This window comes from Asaia krungthepensis NRIC 0535, assembly GCF_025995175.1.
GTDB classification, from domain to species: domain Bacteria; phylum Pseudomonadota; class Alphaproteobacteria; order Acetobacterales; family Acetobacteraceae; genus Asaia; species Asaia krungthepensis.
In genome coordinates this window covers 86,456-104,330 of the sequence record NZ_BAPV01000004.1, presented here as the reverse complement: position 1 = coordinate 104,330, position 17,875 = coordinate 86,456, and the positions used below count along the sequence as shown (strand labels likewise).

General features: G+C 62.8%; 15 protein-coding genes. 10 read left to right on the top strand and 5 right to left on the bottom strand.

Annotation, left to right across the window (positions count from 1 at the left end; genetic code table 11):
* Window positions 1-57 precede the first annotated feature (57 nt).
* Both AA0535_RS02960 and AA0535_RS02955 read right to left on the bottom strand, forming a co-directional pair.
* Window positions 58-897, bottom strand: coding sequence for a PhzF family phenazine biosynthesis protein (locus AA0535_RS02960; RefSeq protein ID WP_264814416.1), 840 nt, complete (start codon window positions 895-897; stop codon window positions 58-60).
* Window positions 898-899: 2 nt separating this feature from the next.
* Window positions 900-1,337 (bottom strand): UrcA family protein, encoded by a 438-nt coding sequence (locus AA0535_RS02955; RefSeq protein ID WP_264814415.1) that lies wholly within the window; start codon window positions 1,335-1,337, stop codon window positions 900-902.
* A 120-nt stretch (window positions 1,338-1,457) separates the two neighbouring features.
* Between AA0535_RS02955 and AA0535_RS02950 the strand changes: the two genes are divergently transcribed.
* The gene (locus AA0535_RS02950) at window positions 1,458-2,852 is read left to right on the top strand and encodes an aminotransferase-like domain-containing protein (protein ID WP_264814414.1); all 1,395 of its coding nucleotides are present in this window, start codon (window positions 1,458-1,460) and stop codon (window positions 2,850-2,852) included.
* A gap of 27 nt (window positions 2,853-2,879) precedes the next feature.
* Here the strand turns inward: AA0535_RS02950 and xth are convergent, their stop codons facing one another.
* Together xth and AA0535_RS02940 are read right to left on the bottom strand one after the other, a co-directional pair.
* Window positions 2,880-3,647, bottom strand: a complete 768-nt coding sequence (xth, locus tag AA0535_RS02945; protein WP_264814413.1) for an exodeoxyribonuclease III — start codon at window positions 3,645-3,647, stop codon at window positions 2,880-2,882.
* The gene (locus tag AA0535_RS02940) at window positions 3,644-4,015 is read right to left on the bottom strand and encodes a HesB/IscA family protein (RefSeq protein WP_127100250.1); all 372 of its coding nucleotides are present in this window, start codon (window positions 4,013-4,015) and stop codon (window positions 3,644-3,646) included. Before AA0535_RS02940 ends, xth begins: the two co-directional genes overlap by 4 nt.
* 58 nt (window positions 4,016-4,073) lie before the next feature.
* Here AA0535_RS02940 and AA0535_RS02935 point away from each other — a divergent pair, with 58 nt between their 5' ends.
* From AA0535_RS02935 to dld, 9 genes are all read left to right on the top strand, one after another.
* The gene (locus AA0535_RS02935; protein ID WP_264814412.1) at window positions 4,074-5,243 is read left to right on the top strand and encodes a deoxyguanosinetriphosphate triphosphohydrolase; all 1,170 of its coding nucleotides are present in this window, start codon (window positions 4,074-4,076) and stop codon (window positions 5,241-5,243) included.
* Window positions 5,244-5,283: 40 nt separating this feature from the next.
* Window positions 5,284-7,089: an arginine--tRNA ligase gene (gene argS / locus AA0535_RS02930; protein WP_264814411.1), complete on the top strand. Its 1,806-nt coding sequence runs from the start codon at window positions 5,284-5,286 to the stop codon at window positions 7,087-7,089.
* Complete coding sequence (locus tag AA0535_RS02925) at window positions 7,086-8,216, top strand: SPOR domain-containing protein (protein ID WP_264814410.1); 1,131 nt, start codon at window positions 7,086-7,088, stop codon at window positions 8,214-8,216. The genes argS and AA0535_RS02925 overlap by 4 nt, the downstream gene beginning before the upstream one ends.
* Before the next feature lie 5 nt (window positions 8,217-8,221).
* On the top strand, window positions 8,222-9,064 hold the full coding sequence (locus AA0535_RS02920) for a segregation and condensation protein A (protein WP_264814715.1): 843 nt from the start codon (window positions 8,222-8,224) through the stop codon (window positions 9,062-9,064).
* 11 nt (window positions 9,065-9,075) lie between these two features.
* Entirely contained in the window at window positions 9,076-9,657 is a 582-nt protein-coding gene (gene scpB, locus AA0535_RS02915; protein WP_264814409.1) for an SMC-Scp complex subunit ScpB, read from the top strand.
* Window positions 9,658-9,720: 63 nt separating this feature from the next.
* Complete coding sequence (gene tatB / locus AA0535_RS02910) at window positions 9,721-10,380, top strand: Sec-independent protein translocase protein TatB (RefSeq protein WP_264814408.1); 660 nt, start codon at window positions 9,721-9,723, stop codon at window positions 10,378-10,380.
* Window positions 10,377-11,156 carry a twin-arginine translocase subunit TatC gene (tatC, locus tag AA0535_RS02905; RefSeq protein ID WP_264814407.1) on the top strand — a complete coding sequence of 260 codons (780 nt, stop codon included), beginning with the start codon at window positions 10,377-10,379 and terminating at the stop codon, window positions 11,154-11,156. Before tatB ends, tatC begins: the two co-directional genes overlap by 4 nt.
* 64 nt (window positions 11,157-11,220) lie before the next feature.
* Window positions 11,221-12,483: a serine--tRNA ligase gene (gene serS, locus AA0535_RS02900; RefSeq protein WP_264814406.1), complete on the top strand. Its 1,263-nt coding sequence runs from the start codon at window positions 11,221-11,223 to the stop codon at window positions 12,481-12,483.
* Between the two features lie 306 nt (window positions 12,484-12,789).
* Window positions 12,790-14,511: a D-lactate dehydrogenase gene (gene dld / locus AA0535_RS02895; protein ID WP_264814405.1), complete on the top strand. Its 1,722-nt coding sequence runs from the start codon at window positions 12,790-12,792 to the stop codon at window positions 14,509-14,511.
* 638 nt (window positions 14,512-15,149) lie between these two features.
* Here dld and AA0535_RS02890 read toward each other — a convergent pair.
* Window positions 15,150-17,738: a helicase-related protein gene (locus AA0535_RS02890; RefSeq protein WP_264814404.1), complete on the bottom strand. Its 2,589-nt coding sequence runs from the start codon at window positions 17,736-17,738 to the stop codon at window positions 15,150-15,152.
* Window positions 17,739-17,875: the final 137 nt, after the last annotated feature.

The window sequence follows — 17,875 nt, the reverse complement described above, 5'->3', positions numbered from 1 at the left end:
AGGTGTCCGCCGCCGCCCGGGACAGGCCGAGCCGGAGCGGCGCCGTGGCGTCTCCTGTCACAGGTCGATCGTGCCCGTCACCCGGGTTGTCGTGCGTCCACCTACCCAGATTGTTTCCCCCCGTTTTTCGACAGAGACAGCACCGGCGCGGCCCAAAACCGTTCCTTGCACAGCGATATAGCTGTCGGGGGCCAGCCCCTCCTCGATCAGCCACTGGGCGATGCTCGCGTTCAGGCTTCCTGTGACAGGATCCTCATACCCAGGGTCCTCCCCGACAAAAGCCCTGATCTCGACATGCGCGCCATACGGGTGCTCGGCTGGCTCCCAGGCGCCGACAACTCCCAGTTTCTGGCCGATCAGCGCGCCCCAATCCGGCTCCACCGCGAGGACCTGAGCACCGCTACGCAGGCGCAGAGCCAGCCAGCCCGGCCCGTTATCGGCCCATCGCGCATCGAGAATATCGTCTGGATGGAGTCTGAGGGCGTTAAGGGCCCGGGAAAGCTCGGCGGGACTCGCTGGACCGGAACGCTGTATGGGCGGTGCCGCGAAAGCCAGTCCTCCGCTTGTCTGGCGCAGGGAAACGAGCCCCGCGGCGCATTCCTGGACAATGCGCTCGCTGCTCGCCGCACCATGGAGCGATTGCCAGACATGAGCTGTGCCAAGTGTGGGATGCCCGGCGAACGGCAATTCAGAATGCGGGGTGAAGATTCGCACACGATAATCGGCTTGGTCCGATCGGGGCGCGAGCAGGAAACTCGTCTCGCTGAGATTGGTCCAGTTGGCGATGGCCGCCATTTGTGCATCGGAGACAGTGTCCGCGCCGACGATAACCGCCAATGGGTTGCCGTTGAAAATGCCAGTCGCGAAGACATCGACCATATGGAAAGCGAGCTTCATGATCAGGGTGCCTCCTGTGTGACGCCGCGCGTCCCGATCATGTCCCGGGCCAGTTGCCACAATATCGGGCTATGGAGCGAAGAGACCGAAGCGGTCAGGCTTGTGCGGTGGCAGGCCGAGCGTTCGACCGCTTTCTGCATCGGGAGCGACATGCCATCCATGGCACCGCATGCCTGCAGCGAGGCGCTATCCAGACGCCAGAGCAACTTCCTGGCGCGTACCGGATCGGTGAGATCGGAGGCCTCATAGGCGACGGGAATCCGTTCGATCTGGTCATCGCCATCCTCCGTGGCTGCATGGCAGGGCGTGGGAAGACCCGCGAGCATGCTTGCGATCAGCAATGCCGTCACGGCGCCGAGTATGGCACCAAACCCTGAAGGTAAGGGGCTGGGTTCAGGCGGGCAGCGTAAGGCGCTGCTCGCTCGACAGGGATGTCTCATGATTTCCTCTATTGTACTGATACAATTATAACGAATCGATTCGATTGTATTATTTTGATCGGTATTTTATGAATCGCAATCGGTATATTGAACCATTACAATGTAAGGGTGAATCCCCAGATGTGGCATCCTGAGATCGAAGCCGGTCCGGCACCTTTCTACGAGCGGCTGGTCCATGCGATTGCCGCCGACGTCAGGCGCGGGGCGCTCGCTGCGGGGGCACGCCTGCCACCTCAGCGCGATCTGGCATTTCGCCTCGGTGTCAGCAGTGGGAGCGTCACCCGGGCCTATGCCGAAGCCGAGCGGCGCGGCCTTCTGGTGGCGCATGTCGGTCGGGGGTCTTTCGTCAGGGGGGCGTCCTCTCCTGTCCCGGATGTGCCTGCCCTCGAGCGCGGCGCCGGGGGGCGGGCCGGGATCATTGATCTACGGTGCAACACGCCACCGCCCGTGCCTTTGATGCACGAGCTCGATCTTGCGTTGTCTCAGCTCACGAAGCGTGGCGCGCTCGACCCGGCGCTGCATTACATTCAGGGTCCCGGCCTGGCTCCTGTGAGGCACGCCGCAGCGCGTTGGATCGCTGACAGTTATGGTCTCGATGTAGCCGCGGAAAACCTGATCCAGTGCAATGGGGGGCAGCACGGCATTGCGCTGGCGTTTTCATCCTTTTGCGGGCCGGGTGATACGGTTCTGTGTGAGTCGACCACATTCTACGGCGCGCGCATGGCGGCGGAGCATCTGGGGCTCAGGCTGCATGGGGTCGCGATGGATGAGGAGGGTATACGTCCCGATGCTCTCGATCGCGCAGCGGCCGAGACGGGCAGCCGGATGCTGTTCACCCTTCCCACGCTCCATAACCCGACCACACGGACAATGTCAGCTCAGCGTCGTCAGGATATCGCGCGGGTCGCACGCGCGCGGGATCTTCTGATCCTCGAGGACGATGCGTATTACGCCTATTCTTTGCGCCCACCGCAAATTGCCAGCTTCGCCCCGGAACGAACGCTCTATCTCGTCAGCCTGTCCAAGGGAATCTGCCCGGGCCTCCGGTTGGCGTTTCTGGCATTGCCTCCGGAATTACCGAGGGAGCGTCTGATTCGAGGGATCAGGGCTTTCGGTTATTGTCCGCCCGCCCTTGGGGCGCTGATTTTCATGCAATGGGTCGAGGATGGCCGCATTGAGGCCATGGCAAGCGCGATCCAGCATGAGGCCTCCGCGCGCTGGATCATGACACAGACCGAACTTGGCGCTCTTGTGGTTAGGCCCGGTGCCGCACACTCGCCCCATGCTTTCCTGCCCATGCCCGCGATCGAAGCCGAACGCGTGACGGCGCGGCTGTTGCGCGCAGGGGTGGAGGTGACGCCTCCTGAAGCCTCTGGTGTTTCGCGCGAGGCCGATACCGGGCTTCGGCTGTGTCTGGGCGCGCCCGGGAGCCGCGCGGAACTCGCTGCCGCATTGCAGATCATCAGCGGCGTCATCGCCGGGCATGGTGGTGCCGATCGTGACGGGATCATCTGATCCCGACGAGCTTTCCGCGCCTTTCGCTCAGGCCAGTGTGACGACCAGCGGAATATGATCCGAAGGCTGGTCTTTTGCCCGTTCGTCCCGGTCGGGTGTGACCGAAACGAGGCGCTCGGTCAGGCGTGGCGAGAGCAGCGCGTGATCGATGCGTAACCCGGCATTCCGCTGAAAGGCGGCGTTCTGGTAATCATAGAATGTGTAGTCCCTCCCGGTGGGGCGGATCGCCCGCAGGGCATCAGTCAGGCCGAGCCAGAGCAGGCGGCGCCATCCGGCCCGGCTCTCGGGCCGCAAAAGGGCGTCATCGGGGCTCAGCGCGCCCGGCGCAAAATCCTCGTCGGTGGGGCAGACATTGAAATCTCCCGTGAACAGGAAATCTTCCTCTGCATTGAGCAGAGCCTGAGCTCGTTGGGCGAGGGCGTCGAAGAATTCGAGTTTGGTGGCAAAACCCGTCGCCCCGCCGGAATTGCCGTTCGGCAGATAAAGATTGCCGATCACCATTCCCGACACGCGGATCTCGACATAGCGCGCCACGTCATGGTCGAAGCCGGGAAGCTTCTCATGTGTTATCTCGACCGGTGTACGTGAGAGCATCGCCACGCCGTTATAGGCTTTCTGCCCCACGACCACCGGATGATACCCTGCTTCCGCAAAGCTTGCCGGAAAGAGATGCGTCTCGCATTTCAGTTCCTGAAGGCAGAGCAGGTCGGGCTTCTTGCGGTCGAGCCAGTCGAGTACGTGTTTCTCGCGCTGGCGTATGGAATTGACGTTCCAGCTTGCAAAAGTGAAGCTCATGCGAGGGAAAAGCTCGTACCGCACCCACAGGATGACGCCGCATTGGGGTTGGTCACCGTGAAATGCGCCCCCATCAGCTTGTCCACGAATTCGAGCTGCGCCCCTTCGAGCAGATCGAGGCTCACGGGATCGACAAGCACGGTAGCGCCATCCTGATCAATCACCACGTCATCCGATGCGCGCCCGGTTTCCAGCTTGAACTGGTACTGAAATCCATTGCACCCCCCCGCGAGCACAGCCACGCGCAGGGCCAGCCCTTCGGGCTCGTCCTGCTGGGCAATGATCTCGACAATCCGGGCGGCGGCACCGGGCGAGACCGAAAAGCGACCCGTCTGGGCCGCGTCGGAGGGGGGCGTGGTCTGGCTCATGTTTTCCCATATAATGCGCGTAGCCACGCTCTTAAAGCGGGCAAAGTGGAGAGTGTGGATGATCAGTCAGGATGTCGCCCCTTATGCCGTGCGTCGCGAGACCGCGCGTGGTCGTCTCCACCCCGAAGAGGATGCGCCGACACGCTCGCCCTGGCAGCGCGACCGTGACCGTGTGATCCATTCTGCAGGGTTCCGCACGCTCCAATACAAGACGCAGGTTTTCATCAATCATGAGGGCGATTTTTTCCGCACGCGCCTGACGCATTCGCTCGAAGTGGCCCAGATTGCCCGCTCGATCGCGCGTCAGCTCAGACTCGATGAAGATCTGACCGAGGCATTGGCCTTGGCGCATGATCTCGGCCACACGCCTTTCGGCCATGCGGGGGAGGACGCGCTCAAAGCCTGCATGCAGGATTTCGGCGGCTTCGATCACAACACCCAGTCCCTGAGGCTCGTGACGCTGCTCGAGGGGCGCTACCATGCCTTCGACGGGCTCAACCTGACCTGGGAAACGCTGGAAGGGCTTGCGAAGCATAATGGGCCAGTCAAGCGGCCCACCCCGTATCTGCTCGATTACGACGCCCAGCATCATCTCGATTATGGCAGCTACGCCTCGGCCGAGGCGCAGGTTGCGGCTTTGGCCGATGACATCGCCTATCACGGGCACGATCTTGATGACGGATTGCGGGCCGGATTGCTGAGCTTCGATGATATCGCGGGTCTTCCGATCGTTGGTCAGGCCTATGAGCGCGCTCTGAGCGGCGCGCGGGCAGGGGAGCGCTATGACCGCGAGCGTCGCATCCGGCACGAGACGATCCGGCAGGTCATCAATGTGCTCGTGACCGATCTGACCACCACCACACGCGCCAATCTGGCTGCGTTGAAGCCTGAATCTTCTGACGATATCCGTCAGGCTTCCGGCCCGGTGGTCGGGTTCAGCGCGCAGGTGGCGCTGGAGAACAAGGAAATCCGCAAATTCCTCTATGCGCGGATGTATCGTCACTGGAAGGTGAAGCGCATGACGCGCAAGGCCCGCTTGGCGCTCACCGCCATTTTCGAGATATTGGCCGAAGATCCGAGCCTGCTGCCCGATGGCTGGCGCGACAAGGCGCAACAAGGCGATGAGAACGGGCGCCGGCGCGTCGTCGCCGATTATATCGCCGGAATGACCGATCGATTTGCGATGGATGAACATCGACGGTTGACGGAACTCTCCGTGCTGGGTTGATACAGGCAGCAGAATACACGTCAGGAACGCAAGGCCCTTCATGTCCGATACCATCACGCCCACCACAGACTGCCTTTTCGCCCGCTACCAGAATCAGGTGCGCGAGGCGCTGCGCTCGGTGGTGGCCGATCTTCCTGACGATATTGCCGCGCGTGTCGAACTGACCCCGACGCGTGATCCGTCCCACGGCGATATGGCCACGAATGCGGCCCTTCTGGCCTCGAAATTCGCCCGTCGCCGCCCGGCCGATATCGCTGCCGATCTGGTCCCGCTCCTGACCGCACTGCCCGGCGTCGCGAAGGCGGAATCGGCGGGCCCCGGTTTTGTGAACCTGACCCTGAGCCCCGACGTGCTGCAATCGGTCGTCCGCAGCGTGATCGAGGCAGGGCCGCGCTTCGGTGAGTCGCGTCTGGGTGCGGGCAAGCGCGTGAATGTGGAATATGTCTCGGCCAACCCGACAGGGCCGATGCATGTGGGTCATTGCCGTGGCGCCGTGGTGGGCGATGCGCTCGCGAATCTGCTGGCCAAGACGGGTCACGCCGTCACCAAGGAATATTACATCAACGATGCCGGTGCGCAGGTCATCGCGCTCACCTGGGCGGCTTACTGGCGCTATCTTCAGGCCATCGGCACGGCGGTCGATGCCGAGGCTTTTGCAGCGCTCACGCCCACGGGGCTGCAATATCAGGGCGATTATCTCATCCCCGTGGGTGAGGCTCTGGCGGCAGAGCATGGCAAGGCGCTGGCCAATGATCAGGGACAGGCCGCCGATCCCTCGGTCTGGTTCGACATCGTGCGCGCGGCGACGCTCAAGGTGATGATGGCGGAAATCCGCACCGATCTGGGCCTGCTTGGTATTCATCACGAGGTGTTTGCCTCGGAAGCCGAAACGCTCGCCAGTGGCCGTGTGGACGCGGCGATCAACGCCCTCGATGCGAAGGGCCTGCTTTATGAGGGCGTGCTCGAGCCCCCCAAGGGCAAGACGCCTGAAGACTGGGAGCCGCGGCCCCAGACGCTGTTCCGCTCGACCCAGTTCGGCGATGATGTGGATCGTGCGCTTCGCAAGTCGGATGGCAGCAATACCTATTTCGCCAATGATATTGGGTACCATGCCAAGAAGGCCGAAGCGGCTGACGAGCTGATCGACGTGCTAGGCGCCGATCATGGCGGCTACGTTTCGCGCATGCGCGCCGCCGTCAGCGCGCTGACCGATGGCAAGACCGCATTCGAAGTCGTGATGTGCCAGATTGTGCGGATCATGAAGAGCGGCGAGCCCGTGCGCATGTCCAAGCGCGCGGGCACTTTCGTGACTCTGCGCGATCTGCTGGACGAGGTCGGTCGTGATGCCGTGCGCTTCACAATGCTGACCCGCAAGGCGGACGCGCAGATGGATTTCGACCTTGATGCGGTCGTGGCGCAGACGCGCGATAATCCGGTGTTTTACGTGCAGTATGCCCATGCGCGCTGTCGCTCGGTCATGCGCAGCGCCGAGGCGATGTTCGGAGCCGAGGTGACGTCGGATGCCTCGCTGCTCGAGGCAGACCTGTCGCGCCTCGCCTCGGATGTGGAACTTGCCGTGCTGCGTCGCCTGTCTACCTTTCCTCGCGTTGTCGAGGGCGCGGCCCAGACGCGCGAGCCGCATCGTATCGCCTATTACTGCGGTGAACTGGCGGCCGATTTCCACGCCTTGTGGAACAAGGGCCGTGAGGATACGACCCTGCGCTTCCTGCATGAGCAGGACCGCCCGGCGAGTCTGGCCAAGCTCGCGCTCGTGGCGTCTGTTGCCAGCGTGCTGCGCTGTGGTCTGGCCATTCTCGGTGTCGAGCCGGTTGAGGAGATGCGATGAGAGACGACACGCCGGACTGGCGGGACGACCGCACGGGCGATGAGGGCGGCTATGAGCGCCCTCGCCAGAACGACGATGCCGAACGTCGCTCGCGGGATCCGCGCTTTACTGACACGCGTCCGCCTTCTTATGCCGATGACGCCGGAGCCGCCCCGCGGGAAGCGGGTCGTAGTGCGCCGCCCCGCGAGCGTCTGAGTGCCGATTATGACGAGGAGCCGGTTTTCCGTCGTCGTACTGCAGGGTCTGCGGGCGGGCTCTCGGCCTTGCTGGGCTCGGATGCCCTGACGCGCCGCCTTGTTTACGGGGCAGCGGGGCTTGGTGCCCTGCTGGTCATCGGGGTGGGTGGCTGGTCGCTGCTTGGCGGCCATTCGGGCGGTATTCCTGTCATCGGCCCACCTCCTGGCCCCGTGCGCGATCGTCCGGCCGATCCGGGCGGGATGCAGATCATGGGCGACGGTACCGATCTGGATGTGACAGGGCAGGGCGAAGCGCATCTGGCTCCTGAACCCGAACAGCCCCGACCCGAAGCCCTTGCCGCCCGCGCTGCGCCAGAGACACCAGCGGCCCCGTCGGCGAAGGATGCGGCTGGGAATGCGCCCGATGCCCCGGCCGAGAGCGCTGCCGGCGGCGAGGGGGCTGCACCTGCGCGGAATACCGCCGCAGCACCCGTTGAGACCGGTTCGGCATTGACGGCGAAGCCGGAGCCCGCGCCCCGCAAGGCTCCTGAAACGTCATCCGGGCCCGATGACGCATCCGAGACCCAGCCTGCACCAAAGCATGAGGCCGCATCCGGTACCTCGGCTACGTCTCCGGCTGCGTCCCCTCCGGCCTCCCCGGCGGCCCCCACTGCGGAGGCCTCGGCCTCCGCCAAACAGGCTTCCGGCGGCCATATGGTGCAGCTTGCCGCACTCGGCAGCGAGGCGGATGCCAAGGCGACCTGGGGCAAGCTGAGCAAGCAGGCCACCGACCTGCTGGCCGATCGCACCCCAATGATCGAGCAGAAGACGATCAATGGTCACGTCTTCTATCGCCTGCGCGTTGGCGGGTTCGACACGGCCCAGGCAGCGCGCGCCTTTTGTGTGCGTCTGCATGCGCGCTCCATTGCCTGCACCCCGGCGGTTTTCTGATCGGTATGGGTGAGGGGGGATCGGTCTTTCTGTCGGATGTGGAGCAGGAAACCGCGCCCCATCTCTCCCTCACCGGTTTCGAGGGGCCGCTCGACCTGCTGCTCGATCTGGCCCGTGCCCAGAAGGTGGATCTGGCGCAGATTTCGATCCTGCAACTGGTCGAGCAATATCTGGCCTTCGTTGAGGGGGCCCGGCAGATCCGGCTTGAGCTGGCGGCAGACTGGCTCGTCATGGCGGCCTGGCTGACCTGGCTCAAATCCCGGTTGCTCCTTCCGGCTGAGAACGAACCCGATGGCGAGGCCGAAGAGGCTGCCGGTCTTCTGCAGACGAGACTGCAGGAACTGGAGACCATACGCGCCCTGGCCCTGTGGCTCGATGAGCGCCCCCGCCTGGGCGAGCATGTTTTTGCGCGCGGCTGTTCGGAAGACATGACCCGTATCGACCGCTCAAGGCTGCGTGTCGATCTGATGGGATTGATCGGCGCCTATCTGGCCATGACGCGTCGTCGCGGGCGCAAACGCTTTTATGCCCCGCCCCGGCCTCGCTACTGGACCGTGACCGAAGCTGTCTCGGCGCTTCAGCGTCTGCTCAATGCCAGCGAAATTGCTGGCTGGCAGAAGCTGACAGCACTCCTGCCTGCCCAATCCGCAAGCTCACCGCGCGCGCGGGCGGCGGCCATGGCCAGCGCGCTTGTGGCAGGGTTGGAAATGGCGAAAAGCGGCGCCGTGGAACTCAGGCAGGAGAGTTCCTTTGCCGAAATCATGCTTCGTGCGCCGCAGGACAGGGAAGAGGATCTGACGCATGGCCCTCCTTCCGGCAATGGCGCCCAAGAGAGCGACCCGATATGAAAGCGTTCATCATGTCTGATTTCGAGGCTCTCACCCGGCTGGTTGAGGGCCTGATCTTCGCGAGCGCTGAGCCGGTCTCCGAGCACGCGCTCAAGGCTTTCATGGTGGCGCAGGGAGCAGACGAGGCAGGGCTTGGGCCTGTGCTGCAAGCTATCATGACGCGCTACGACGATCATGCGGTCGAGCTTGTGGCCGTCGCGCGCGGCTGGCAGTTCCGCACGCGTCCGGAAATCGCGCCTGCTCTGACCCGCGTGGTGGAGAAACCGCGCCGTCTCAGCCGTTCCGCCATGGAAACGCTCGCCATCATCGCCTATCATCAGCCCTGCACCCGTGCCGATATCGAGGGCATACGCGGTGTTTCGCTGAGTCAGACCGTGCTCGACACGCTGATCGAGGATGGACTGATCATGCCCAAAGGGCGCAAGGAAGTACCGGGGCGGCCCATTCTCTGGGGCACATCGGCCCATTTTCTGAGCAGTTTCGGCCTGAGCGATCTGGGGGCGCTCCCACGCAGGGAGGAGCTTTTGCTCGACCCGGATGCGTCGGGCCGCAATGATCGTGTCGTGACCCAGAAAGGCAGTCTGCAGGCATGACCAAGCGGGCATTGGTCGGGGTGTGCGCAGGTACAGGGCGCAGTTTTGGAATGAGTGGGGAACATGTTCGATTTTAGCTGGTCGGAAATTGCGCTGATCGTTGTCGTGGCGCTGGTTTTCATCGGCCCCAAGGACATGCCGACCGCCATTCGCGCCGTCAGCCGGGGGATCAAGGCCGTACGCCGCATGGCGTCCGAGTTTCAGGGCCATGTGGATGAGATGATCCGCGAGGCCGATCTGGGCGAGGCGCGCGATCATCTGCGCGATCTCAAGCGGTTCGACTTTCGCGACCGCATCGCCCGCACTATCGATTCCGATCAGACGATCAGCAAGAGCCTCGATTTCACGCCCCCGCCGTCGCTCTCGGCTCCGGCAGGTGCGACGGGCGCCCTGGCCAGTCAGGCGCCAAGCCCGTCCCTGCCGGTCAGCGGTCCGGGTGTGACCCATACGGAGCCTCTGGCTGCCGAGACAAAGCCCACCGATCGACCGGGCCCCGCCATTCTGCCGCCTGCCACAGCCAGACGCCTGCGTCACGAAGAGACGCTATGGCATGCACCGGCCATTATCCCCCCGCTCAGAGTCATCCATAACGGGCGACGTATCGCGCTCGATCCGCCCTCTGTGTCGGGCCAGTTCGACGAGACGGTTCCCGTCACGGGATCGACCGGTCACGACGCCACCGACTCCCAGCCCTCACAGACAGAATTTCCGGCAGCGCCATGACGAACAACGATTCCCTCGACGACAAGGCGATGCCGCTCCTCGATCATCTGATCGAGCTGCGTAAAAGGCTGATCTGGTCTCTGGCCGCGTTCATTGTCGCCTTTCTGGTCTGTTACCACTTCTCGGAGCAGATCTATCTGTTTCTTGCTGACCCGCTCGCGCGGATCATGCGTCAGCAGGGGGAAGAGCCGCATCTCATCTATACCGCCCTCTCGGAGGCGTTTTTCACCTATGTCCGGGTGGCGTTTTTCGGTGCAGCGTTCCTGTCCTTCCCGATCATCGCCATGCAGGCCTGGATCTTCATCGCGCCGGGCCTGTATCGCAATGAGAAGCGGGCTTTCGCGCCCTTCCTGATCGCGACCCCGGTGCTTTTCCTCGTCGGCGCGACGCTGGCCTATTACTTCATCTTTCCGATTGCCTGGCGCTTCTTTCTGTCGTTTCAGACCGCACCGGCGGGTTCGCATGGCATGCATATCGAACTTCAGGCCAAGGTGTCGGACTACCTCTCCCTGGTCATGAAGCTGATCCTGGCTTTCGGTGTTGCTTTCGAGCTGCCTGTGGTGCTCACGCTCCTGGCACGTGTCGGGATCATTACTGCTGCTGGGCTGAAGAAATTCCGACGCTATGCCATTGTCGGGGCCTTCGTGATTGCCGCCGTGCTCGCGCCGCCCGATGTGATTACCCAGGTAGGCCTCGCCGTGCCCCTGATCTTTCTGTATGAAATCTCGATCGTCACGGCCCGGTTTGCCGAGCCGCGCCCTGCCGAAAGCGACTAGGCGCCGACGACCGTACACAGAAGACCAAGAACCGAAGACCACGTACTGACGGGATAAGACTGAAATGCATGACTTGCGCGCCCTCCGCGCCGATCCGGCTGGTTTCGACGCAGCTCTGAACCGTCGTGGCCTGTCGCCGGTTGCCAATGACCTGGTCAGTCGTGACGAGGAGCGCCGCTCGGCGCTCCAGGCGCTGCAGGAACAGCAGGCACAGCGCAAAGTGCTGGCCAAGGAAATCGGCCAGGGCAAGAAGACCGGTCAGGACACCGGCGCGCTCGAGCAAAAAGCCGTCGAACTGCGTGATCATATCGCGTCTCTCGAGGTCCGTGCCTCTCAGATCGAGGGCGAGATCAGCGCCATTCTCGCAGGCCTTCCCAATCGTCTTGATGACACCGTGCCGGAAGGGCGTGATGAGGAGGCGAATCAGGTCGTTCATCAATGGGGCGAGGTTCCGGTTTTCGACTTCGAGCCCAAACAGCATTTCGAACTGGGTGAGCAGCTTGGCCTGATGGATTTTCCGGTTGCGGCCAAGCTTTCCGGCGCGCGCTTTACCGTGCTGCGTGGGGCGCTGGCCCGGCTGGAACGCGCGCTCGGTCAGTTCATGCTTGATACGCACACGCAGGAATTCGGCTATAGCGAAACCATCGTTCCGCTTTTGGTCAATGACGCAGCGATGTATGGCACCGACAAGCTGCCGAAATTCGCTGAGGACTCCTTTCAGACAACGGATGGTCGCTGGCTGATCCCGACCGCCGAGGTTCCGTTGACAGCGAGCGTGTCAGGCGAGATTCTCGATGCGAAAGCATTGCCTTTGCGCATGACGGCCCTCTCAAGCTGCTTTCGCTCCGAGGCGGGGTCCGCCGGTCGCGATGTGCGTGGCATGTTGCGCCAGCACCAGTTCAGCAAGGTGGAACTGGTCTCGGTCACGACTCCCGAAGCCAGTGCGGATGAGCACGAGCGCATGACGCGCTGCGCCGAGACGATTCTGGAGCGGCTGAACATACCGTATCGGCGCATGTTGCTCTGCGCGGGCGATACTGGCTTTGGCGCCGCGAAGACCTTCGATCTCGAAGGCTGGCTGCCGGGACAGAAGGCATGGCGCGAGATTTCGTCGTGCTCCAACACGCGCGACTTTCAGGCACGCCGCATGAATGCGCGCTACCGTACCGAAAACGGGCCCGCCTTCGTGCATACGCTCAATGGCTCCGGCCTGGCAGTCGGGCGCACGCTGATTGCGGTCATGGAAAACGGCCAGACGGCGGAGGGGGCTATCGAGATTCCAGCGTCCCTGCATCCCTATATGGGCGGGATCACGCGGATCGGCTGAAGGCCTGAGATCAGACGCTCGCCCCCTGGCGCCGCAGGGGTCGCGGTGGCGCTTTCCTGCCGGTGCGATCGTCGATGAGCCCTCGGGGTCAGGTTCTGTCCTGACAGGGGGAGAGCGAAAAACTGCGGAATCCGATGCGCTGCTACGGTACATCGGGGGACGCGGAAGGAATGATGGCAAGGGCCCGAGATGTCGGAAACGGGCCGTATGGCCTGAAAGGGCTGCCGACAGGGCGGGAAAAGTTCACTGTGCCTCACTGCGGCGCAGGGCGCGCGCTCTTCCGACGATGCTGAAAGGATGAGCCTCATGCGCCTGACCGAACCTACAATTCACGCGGACCGCCTTCTGGTCCTGCTTCGGCAAATTGTCGGGACGCCTCATGTGCTTGTCGCGCCTCATGCGACTGCGCCCTACACGAAGGGGTTCCGCTTCGGTGACGGCAAGGTACGTGCCGTGATCCGGCCGCGTACCCTCGTCGAGTTCTGGCGCGTGGCAGAGCTTTGCGTGGCGGCCGATCAGATCATGATCGTCCAGGCGGCCAATACCGGTCTGACCGGAGGCTCGACGCCCGATGGCAACGAGTATGATCGCCCGGTCATTCTCATCAATACGCGCCGACTGCGTGGGATGCATCTGCTGGCCGGTGGCAGGCAGGTGATCTGTCTGCCGGGTACGACGCTGCACAAGCTTGAAACCACACTGGCTCGCCATGGGCGCGAGCCGCATTCAGTCATCGGTTCCTCCTGCATCGGCGCGTCGGTCCTCGGTGGGATAAGCAATAATTCCGGCGGCGCTCTGGTGCAGCGCGGTCCGGCCTATACTGAGATGGCGCTTTTCGCGCGGGTGACCGAAGATCGCCGACTCGAACTCGTCAACCATCTCGGGGTCCGTCTGGATCCGGACCCGATCAAGGCGCTGACCCGACTTGAAAGCGGTGCTCTCACCCGCGACGAGATCGAATGGTCAGGAGCGAAGGGCCATGATCAGGACTATGTCACCCATGTGCGTGATGTGGACGCCGAAACCCCGGCGCGCTTCAATCAGGACGAAAAGCGCTGGTTTGAGGCATCGGGTTGCGCGGGCAAGCTCATCGTATTTGCGGTGCGCGTCGACAGCTTCCCGGCAGAGGTCGATAGCCGGGTCTTCTATATCGGCACGAACAGCACGGATGCGCTGGAAGATCTGCGCCGCCATCTGCTGACAACCTATGACGAATTGCCCATCGCAGGTGAATACATGCATCGCGATGCCTTTCGCATCGCCGAGGAATATGGCCGCGATACGGTGGCGCTTATCCGCACCATCGGCACGCGGTCCATCCCGCGTCTTTTTGCCGCCAAGGCGTGGATCGACAATCTGCTCGGCCGATTTGATTTTCTGCCAGACCATGCGACCGATCGGCTCATGCAGAAGCTGGGCCGGCTCCTGCCTCAGCAGATACCCGCAAAGATGCGGGAATTCGAAAAACGTTTCGCGCATCACCTGATGCTTCGCGTGTCGTCGCGCCTCGCACCGCAAATAGAGGAGCATCTGAGGATAACCATGCAGGGCGAGACAGGAGGATGGTTCGCCTGTACCCCTGATGAGGGCAAGCGCGCCTTTCTGCATCGTTTCGCTGCCGCCGGTGCGGCGCTGCGATATCGCGCGGTCCATGGGAAAAAAGCGGGAGAAATCGTGGCTCTCGATGTAGCGCTCAGGCGCAATGACCGCGCATGGTTCGAAACCCTGCCAGCGTCACTCGAAGCGCGTATCGCCCGTACGCTCCATTACGGGCACTTCCTGTGCCATGTGATGCATCAGGACTATGTGCTGAAACCGGGAGAATCCGCTGAGGCAGTAGAGCACGAGATGCTTGGTCTGCTCGATGCGCGCGGCGCGCGTTATCCGGCAGAGCATAATCTGGGGCATCTTTATGAGGCGGGGGAGGCGATACTGTCTCACTACCGGGATCTGGACCCGTGCAACTGTCTCAATCCCGGTATTGGAAGGTCGACAAAGAAGCGAAACTGGAAAGCCGAGAGTATCTGAGGGGCATTGGAAGGAAGAGTGGCCCTGCGCATGGCCTGTTCATGCAGGAGGCGGAGGGCCGAGGCGCACCTTTACGGTGGGCCAACTCCTTTATATTTGGCATCTGCAAAGAAAACCCGGACCGAGGTCATAGTTTTCGGCGAAAATGTGCTTACGGAAAAACCAGACGACATATCTGTATTCCTTCTTCACATGGCGCAGGATGCGCACTATTTTGCGGATTCCAAAGTTTGCTTTCATCTTCAGAACTATTTCTGAAGAATTACTTGAAGCAATCTCCGTTGCCGCAAAGAAACGCTAGCGCGGTTTTTGTGAAGAATGGAAGAACTTTTTGCGTCGTTTTCCGGAAAATTTTTAGCGCGGCATCATCTCGCTGCGCTTAAATGTCTTGAAAATGGCGGTTTGAGGAGGGCTCGAGGCTTGGCTGAGACGCTCTGCGAATCGACGAGCGACTCGATCTGTCGAGGCAAGGGCAAGGCGTCGATCCCCTTTCAGGCCCACGCATCGACCCTGCCCCTGAGGCGAAGCGATACGACGCTTCTGATTTTATGCCTCAGCAGTGAGTCCCCGGCCCCGTGAGGCTTATGGAGCAGCAAGGGGAGGGTACGACACGGAATAGCAGGAGCCGAGAAGCGGCCTCAGCCGCGCCTGCGTCCGTTATTCGAGCCCTTGCGGGCGCCGCTTGCCCCCTTGAAACGCTTCTTGCCGGGAGCGCCGCCAGTTGGGCGTTCGCTGTTTTCGCTCCCCCCCTCACGCCCACCACCATGGGCGTGGCGCCCCTGTGGTCTGGGACCACGTCCGGGACCGGAGTAGCTTCCTCCTGAACGGTCACCTCCTGAACGGTCACCTCCTGATCGCTCACCACCGGCACGGTCACCGTAGCCCCTGGCACCGCCACGCCTGCCGGGCACGGCGCGTTTCTGATGTTCGCGCTCGCGGCTCTGCTGACGCAGCACGGCCTCGATCCAGTCATTCAGCGCCGTCGTGTTGTCCTCAGCGGCCTGCTTGTCTGTGTAGGCATCGGCAAAGCGAAGGGACAGCCAGCGCCATGCCACCAGACGTTTATGACGTTTCTCGGCGCGCTCGAGCTCTTCACGCCCAGCCTGAGAGGGCTGAACCAGACGCCCCGTACCGGGCGGCGGGACACGACGCCCCGCCGCATGATCGCTGGCCCAGCCAACCAGCCGCGAAATGCCGTTATCGCGCTCATCGATGGGGCACATGGCATAGACCCAGCGCTGGGTAAGGGAGAGCCTCTCCACACCTTCCAGCGCCGAGGCGATCTCGAAAGCCTGATCCATATCGGCCAGACGGTAATTCGGGTCATCGGCGCGCAACACGGCGCGCTTGATGCGCACGAGCACGCCGTAAAGGCTATCGGTTTCGATTTCCTCGGCTACCGCGCGCACGATATCGGCATCCGGTTGCACAAGGGGGCGCAGTTCCGTGATGGGCTCCGGCGGTGCGGCGAGCATCTTGCGGATATGGGCCGGTGTGCCCGCCTCGCCCAGCACGGCGACGACGCCGTTTTCATGATGCCCGTAGCGCCCGGCGCGCCCGCCAATCTGCTTGATTTCCTGCGCCGTCAGGTCACGTGTCTGCTTGCCATCGTATTTACGCAACGCGCTGAACACGACGCGCTTGATGGACAGGTTGAGCCCCATGCCGATGGCATCGGTCGCGACCAGAATTTCGGCCTCGCCATTATTGAATCGCGCGGCTTCGGCACGGCGCACCTCAGGGCTCAGCGCGCCATAGACCACGGCCACGCGCTTGCCCAGCGTCAACAGCTCGGCGCGCAGGTCCAGAACCTCGCGACGCGAGAAGGCAATAAGTGCATCGCCCGCCTCCAGATCGCGCAGGCGCAGAGGGGCGCTCGCGGCACGGAGCGGCGATTTGCGCTCGAGGCTGATCTCGTCCAGCGGATCATCGCAAAGCTCGGCAATACGCCTGATGAGCGGAATACAATCCGGTGCGCCCAGTATGTACAGATGACGCGCTGGCACGCCCATGATGGCAGCTGTCCAGGCGGCACCACGGTCCGGGTCCATAAGCATCTGCGCCTCATCGATCAGCGCAACATCGACCGGGTTATGAAACGGGCACATCTCGACCGTTGCGGCCAGATGGCGCGCCCCGGGAAACTCGATGCGCTCCTCGCCTGTGGCGAGCGAGGCAGGGACGCCGCGAGACAGCAGGGACTCACGAAATTCATGCGCCAGAAGGCGCAGCGGCGCGAGGGCGAGGCCACTCTCGGCATTCGCCAGAGCATTGAGCGCGGTGTAGGATTTGCCCGAATTGGTCGGGCCGGTGACCAGCGTGATACGGCGCTTGAGCGAGCGCGCCGTGCGAAAATGCGCCACATAACGATCAAGCGCCGCCACACGGGCGATGACCGCATTCCCCACCTTGCGCCCGGCAAGAGCCGGCGTGCCTTTTTCTCCTCCGCGCCACTCGGCCAGTTGCGAACGCAGGCGCTTGAGAATTTCGGGATCGAACTCGAATTTCTCTGTACCGTCGGGTTGCGGAGTGCGGCGGGTGACCAGCAGGCGGTTCTCGGCAATCCAGCGTAGCGCCTCGCGCGGGGTGCAATGCAGGATGGCGGGCACCTGATCGAACCCGACAAGGCTCTCTTCCCATGCCTTGAGGCGCTCGTTTTCCCGCTTGCGGCGTGCCTCGGCGCGTGCCTCGATGCGCTCTTCCTCTTCGCGACGCGCTTTCTCGCTTGCGATCAGCTCAGCCTCGAAGCCTGTATCTTCCACGCCGAAAGCCGAGGCAATGATCTGGGCCAGGCGATCAATCTGCCCGCCCGAGAGGAAAGTGCCTGCATCGGTCAGATCGGCCTGCACGGCCTCAAGCACATCGCGTGGCGTATGGCCCATATCGCGAAAACGCGCGGCCAGGGTGTCGTCCAGCGTGGCGCGCAGAAGCTCCGGCGTCGCGCGCGGGTCATGCACCCGGCTCACGGCGTCGAGCATATCCGCCTTGCTGATCCAGAGCTCGCCGGCGCGGCGGGTGAGGTTCATGAGCTGCGCTGCCCAGTCTTTCCGCCGGACGTCGCAGATCAGCCGCTCATATTCCGAAGCGAGGATGGTGTTCGTCCCCGGTACGAGGCTGCGCGCGATCAGTTTGAGAAGGCGCGGCTCCTCCTTGGGGCTGGGCGAGAGGCCGGTTTCCTCAATCGCAACAGAGAGCGCGTGATCGGCGGGGGAGAGTGCTGAATCCATAAATCCGTTTGTGCGTTATGACACGGTTTGCTGCAACGGGAGACTTGCGGCTACGGGCGTTTCGCCTTCCTATACGCAACCGGAACGATACGCTGCGGCGTATCCTGTGAGACGTGACACAAGGAGAACCCGGTGCG

Coding starts and splice junctions, on each gene's coding strand:
- AA0535_RS02960 (WP_264814416.1), bottom strand. CDS start 897: ATGAAGCTCGCTTTCCATATGGTCGATGTCTTCGCGACTGGCATTTTC.
- AA0535_RS02955 (WP_264814415.1), bottom strand. CDS start 1,337: ATGAGACATCCCTGTCGAGCGAGCAGCGCCTTACGCTGCCCGCCTGAA.
- AA0535_RS02950 (WP_264814414.1), top strand. CDS start 1,458: ATGTGGCATCCTGAGATCGAAGCCGGTCCGGCACCTTTCTACGAGCGG.
- xth (WP_264814413.1), bottom strand. CDS start 3,647: ATGAGCTTCACTTTTGCAAGCTGGAACGTCAATTCCATACGCCAGCGC.
- AA0535_RS02940 (WP_127100250.1), bottom strand. CDS start 4,015: ATGAGCCAGACCACGCCCCCCTCCGACGCGGCCCAGACGGGTCGCTTT.
- AA0535_RS02935 (WP_264814412.1), top strand. CDS start 4,074: ATGATCAGTCAGGATGTCGCCCCTTATGCCGTGCGTCGCGAGACCGCG.
- argS (WP_264814411.1), top strand. CDS start 5,284: ATGTCCGATACCATCACGCCCACCACAGACTGCCTTTTCGCCCGCTAC.
- AA0535_RS02925 (WP_264814410.1), top strand. CDS start 7,086: ATGAGAGACGACACGCCGGACTGGCGGGACGACCGCACGGGCGATGAG.
- AA0535_RS02920 (WP_264814715.1), top strand. CDS start 8,222: ATGGGTGAGGGGGGATCGGTCTTTCTGTCGGATGTGGAGCAGGAAACC.
- scpB (WP_264814409.1), top strand. CDS start 9,076: ATGTCTGATTTCGAGGCTCTCACCCGGCTGGTTGAGGGCCTGATCTTC.
- tatB (WP_264814408.1), top strand. CDS start 9,721: ATGTTCGATTTTAGCTGGTCGGAAATTGCGCTGATCGTTGTCGTGGCG.
- tatC (WP_264814407.1), top strand. CDS start 10,377: ATGACGAACAACGATTCCCTCGACGACAAGGCGATGCCGCTCCTCGAT.
- serS (WP_264814406.1), top strand. CDS start 11,221: ATGCATGACTTGCGCGCCCTCCGCGCCGATCCGGCTGGTTTCGACGCA.
- dld (WP_264814405.1), top strand. CDS start 12,790: ATGCGCCTGACCGAACCTACAATTCACGCGGACCGCCTTCTGGTCCTG.
- AA0535_RS02890 (WP_264814404.1), bottom strand. CDS start 17,738: ATGGATTCAGCACTCTCCCCCGCCGATCACGCGCTCTCTGTTGCGATT.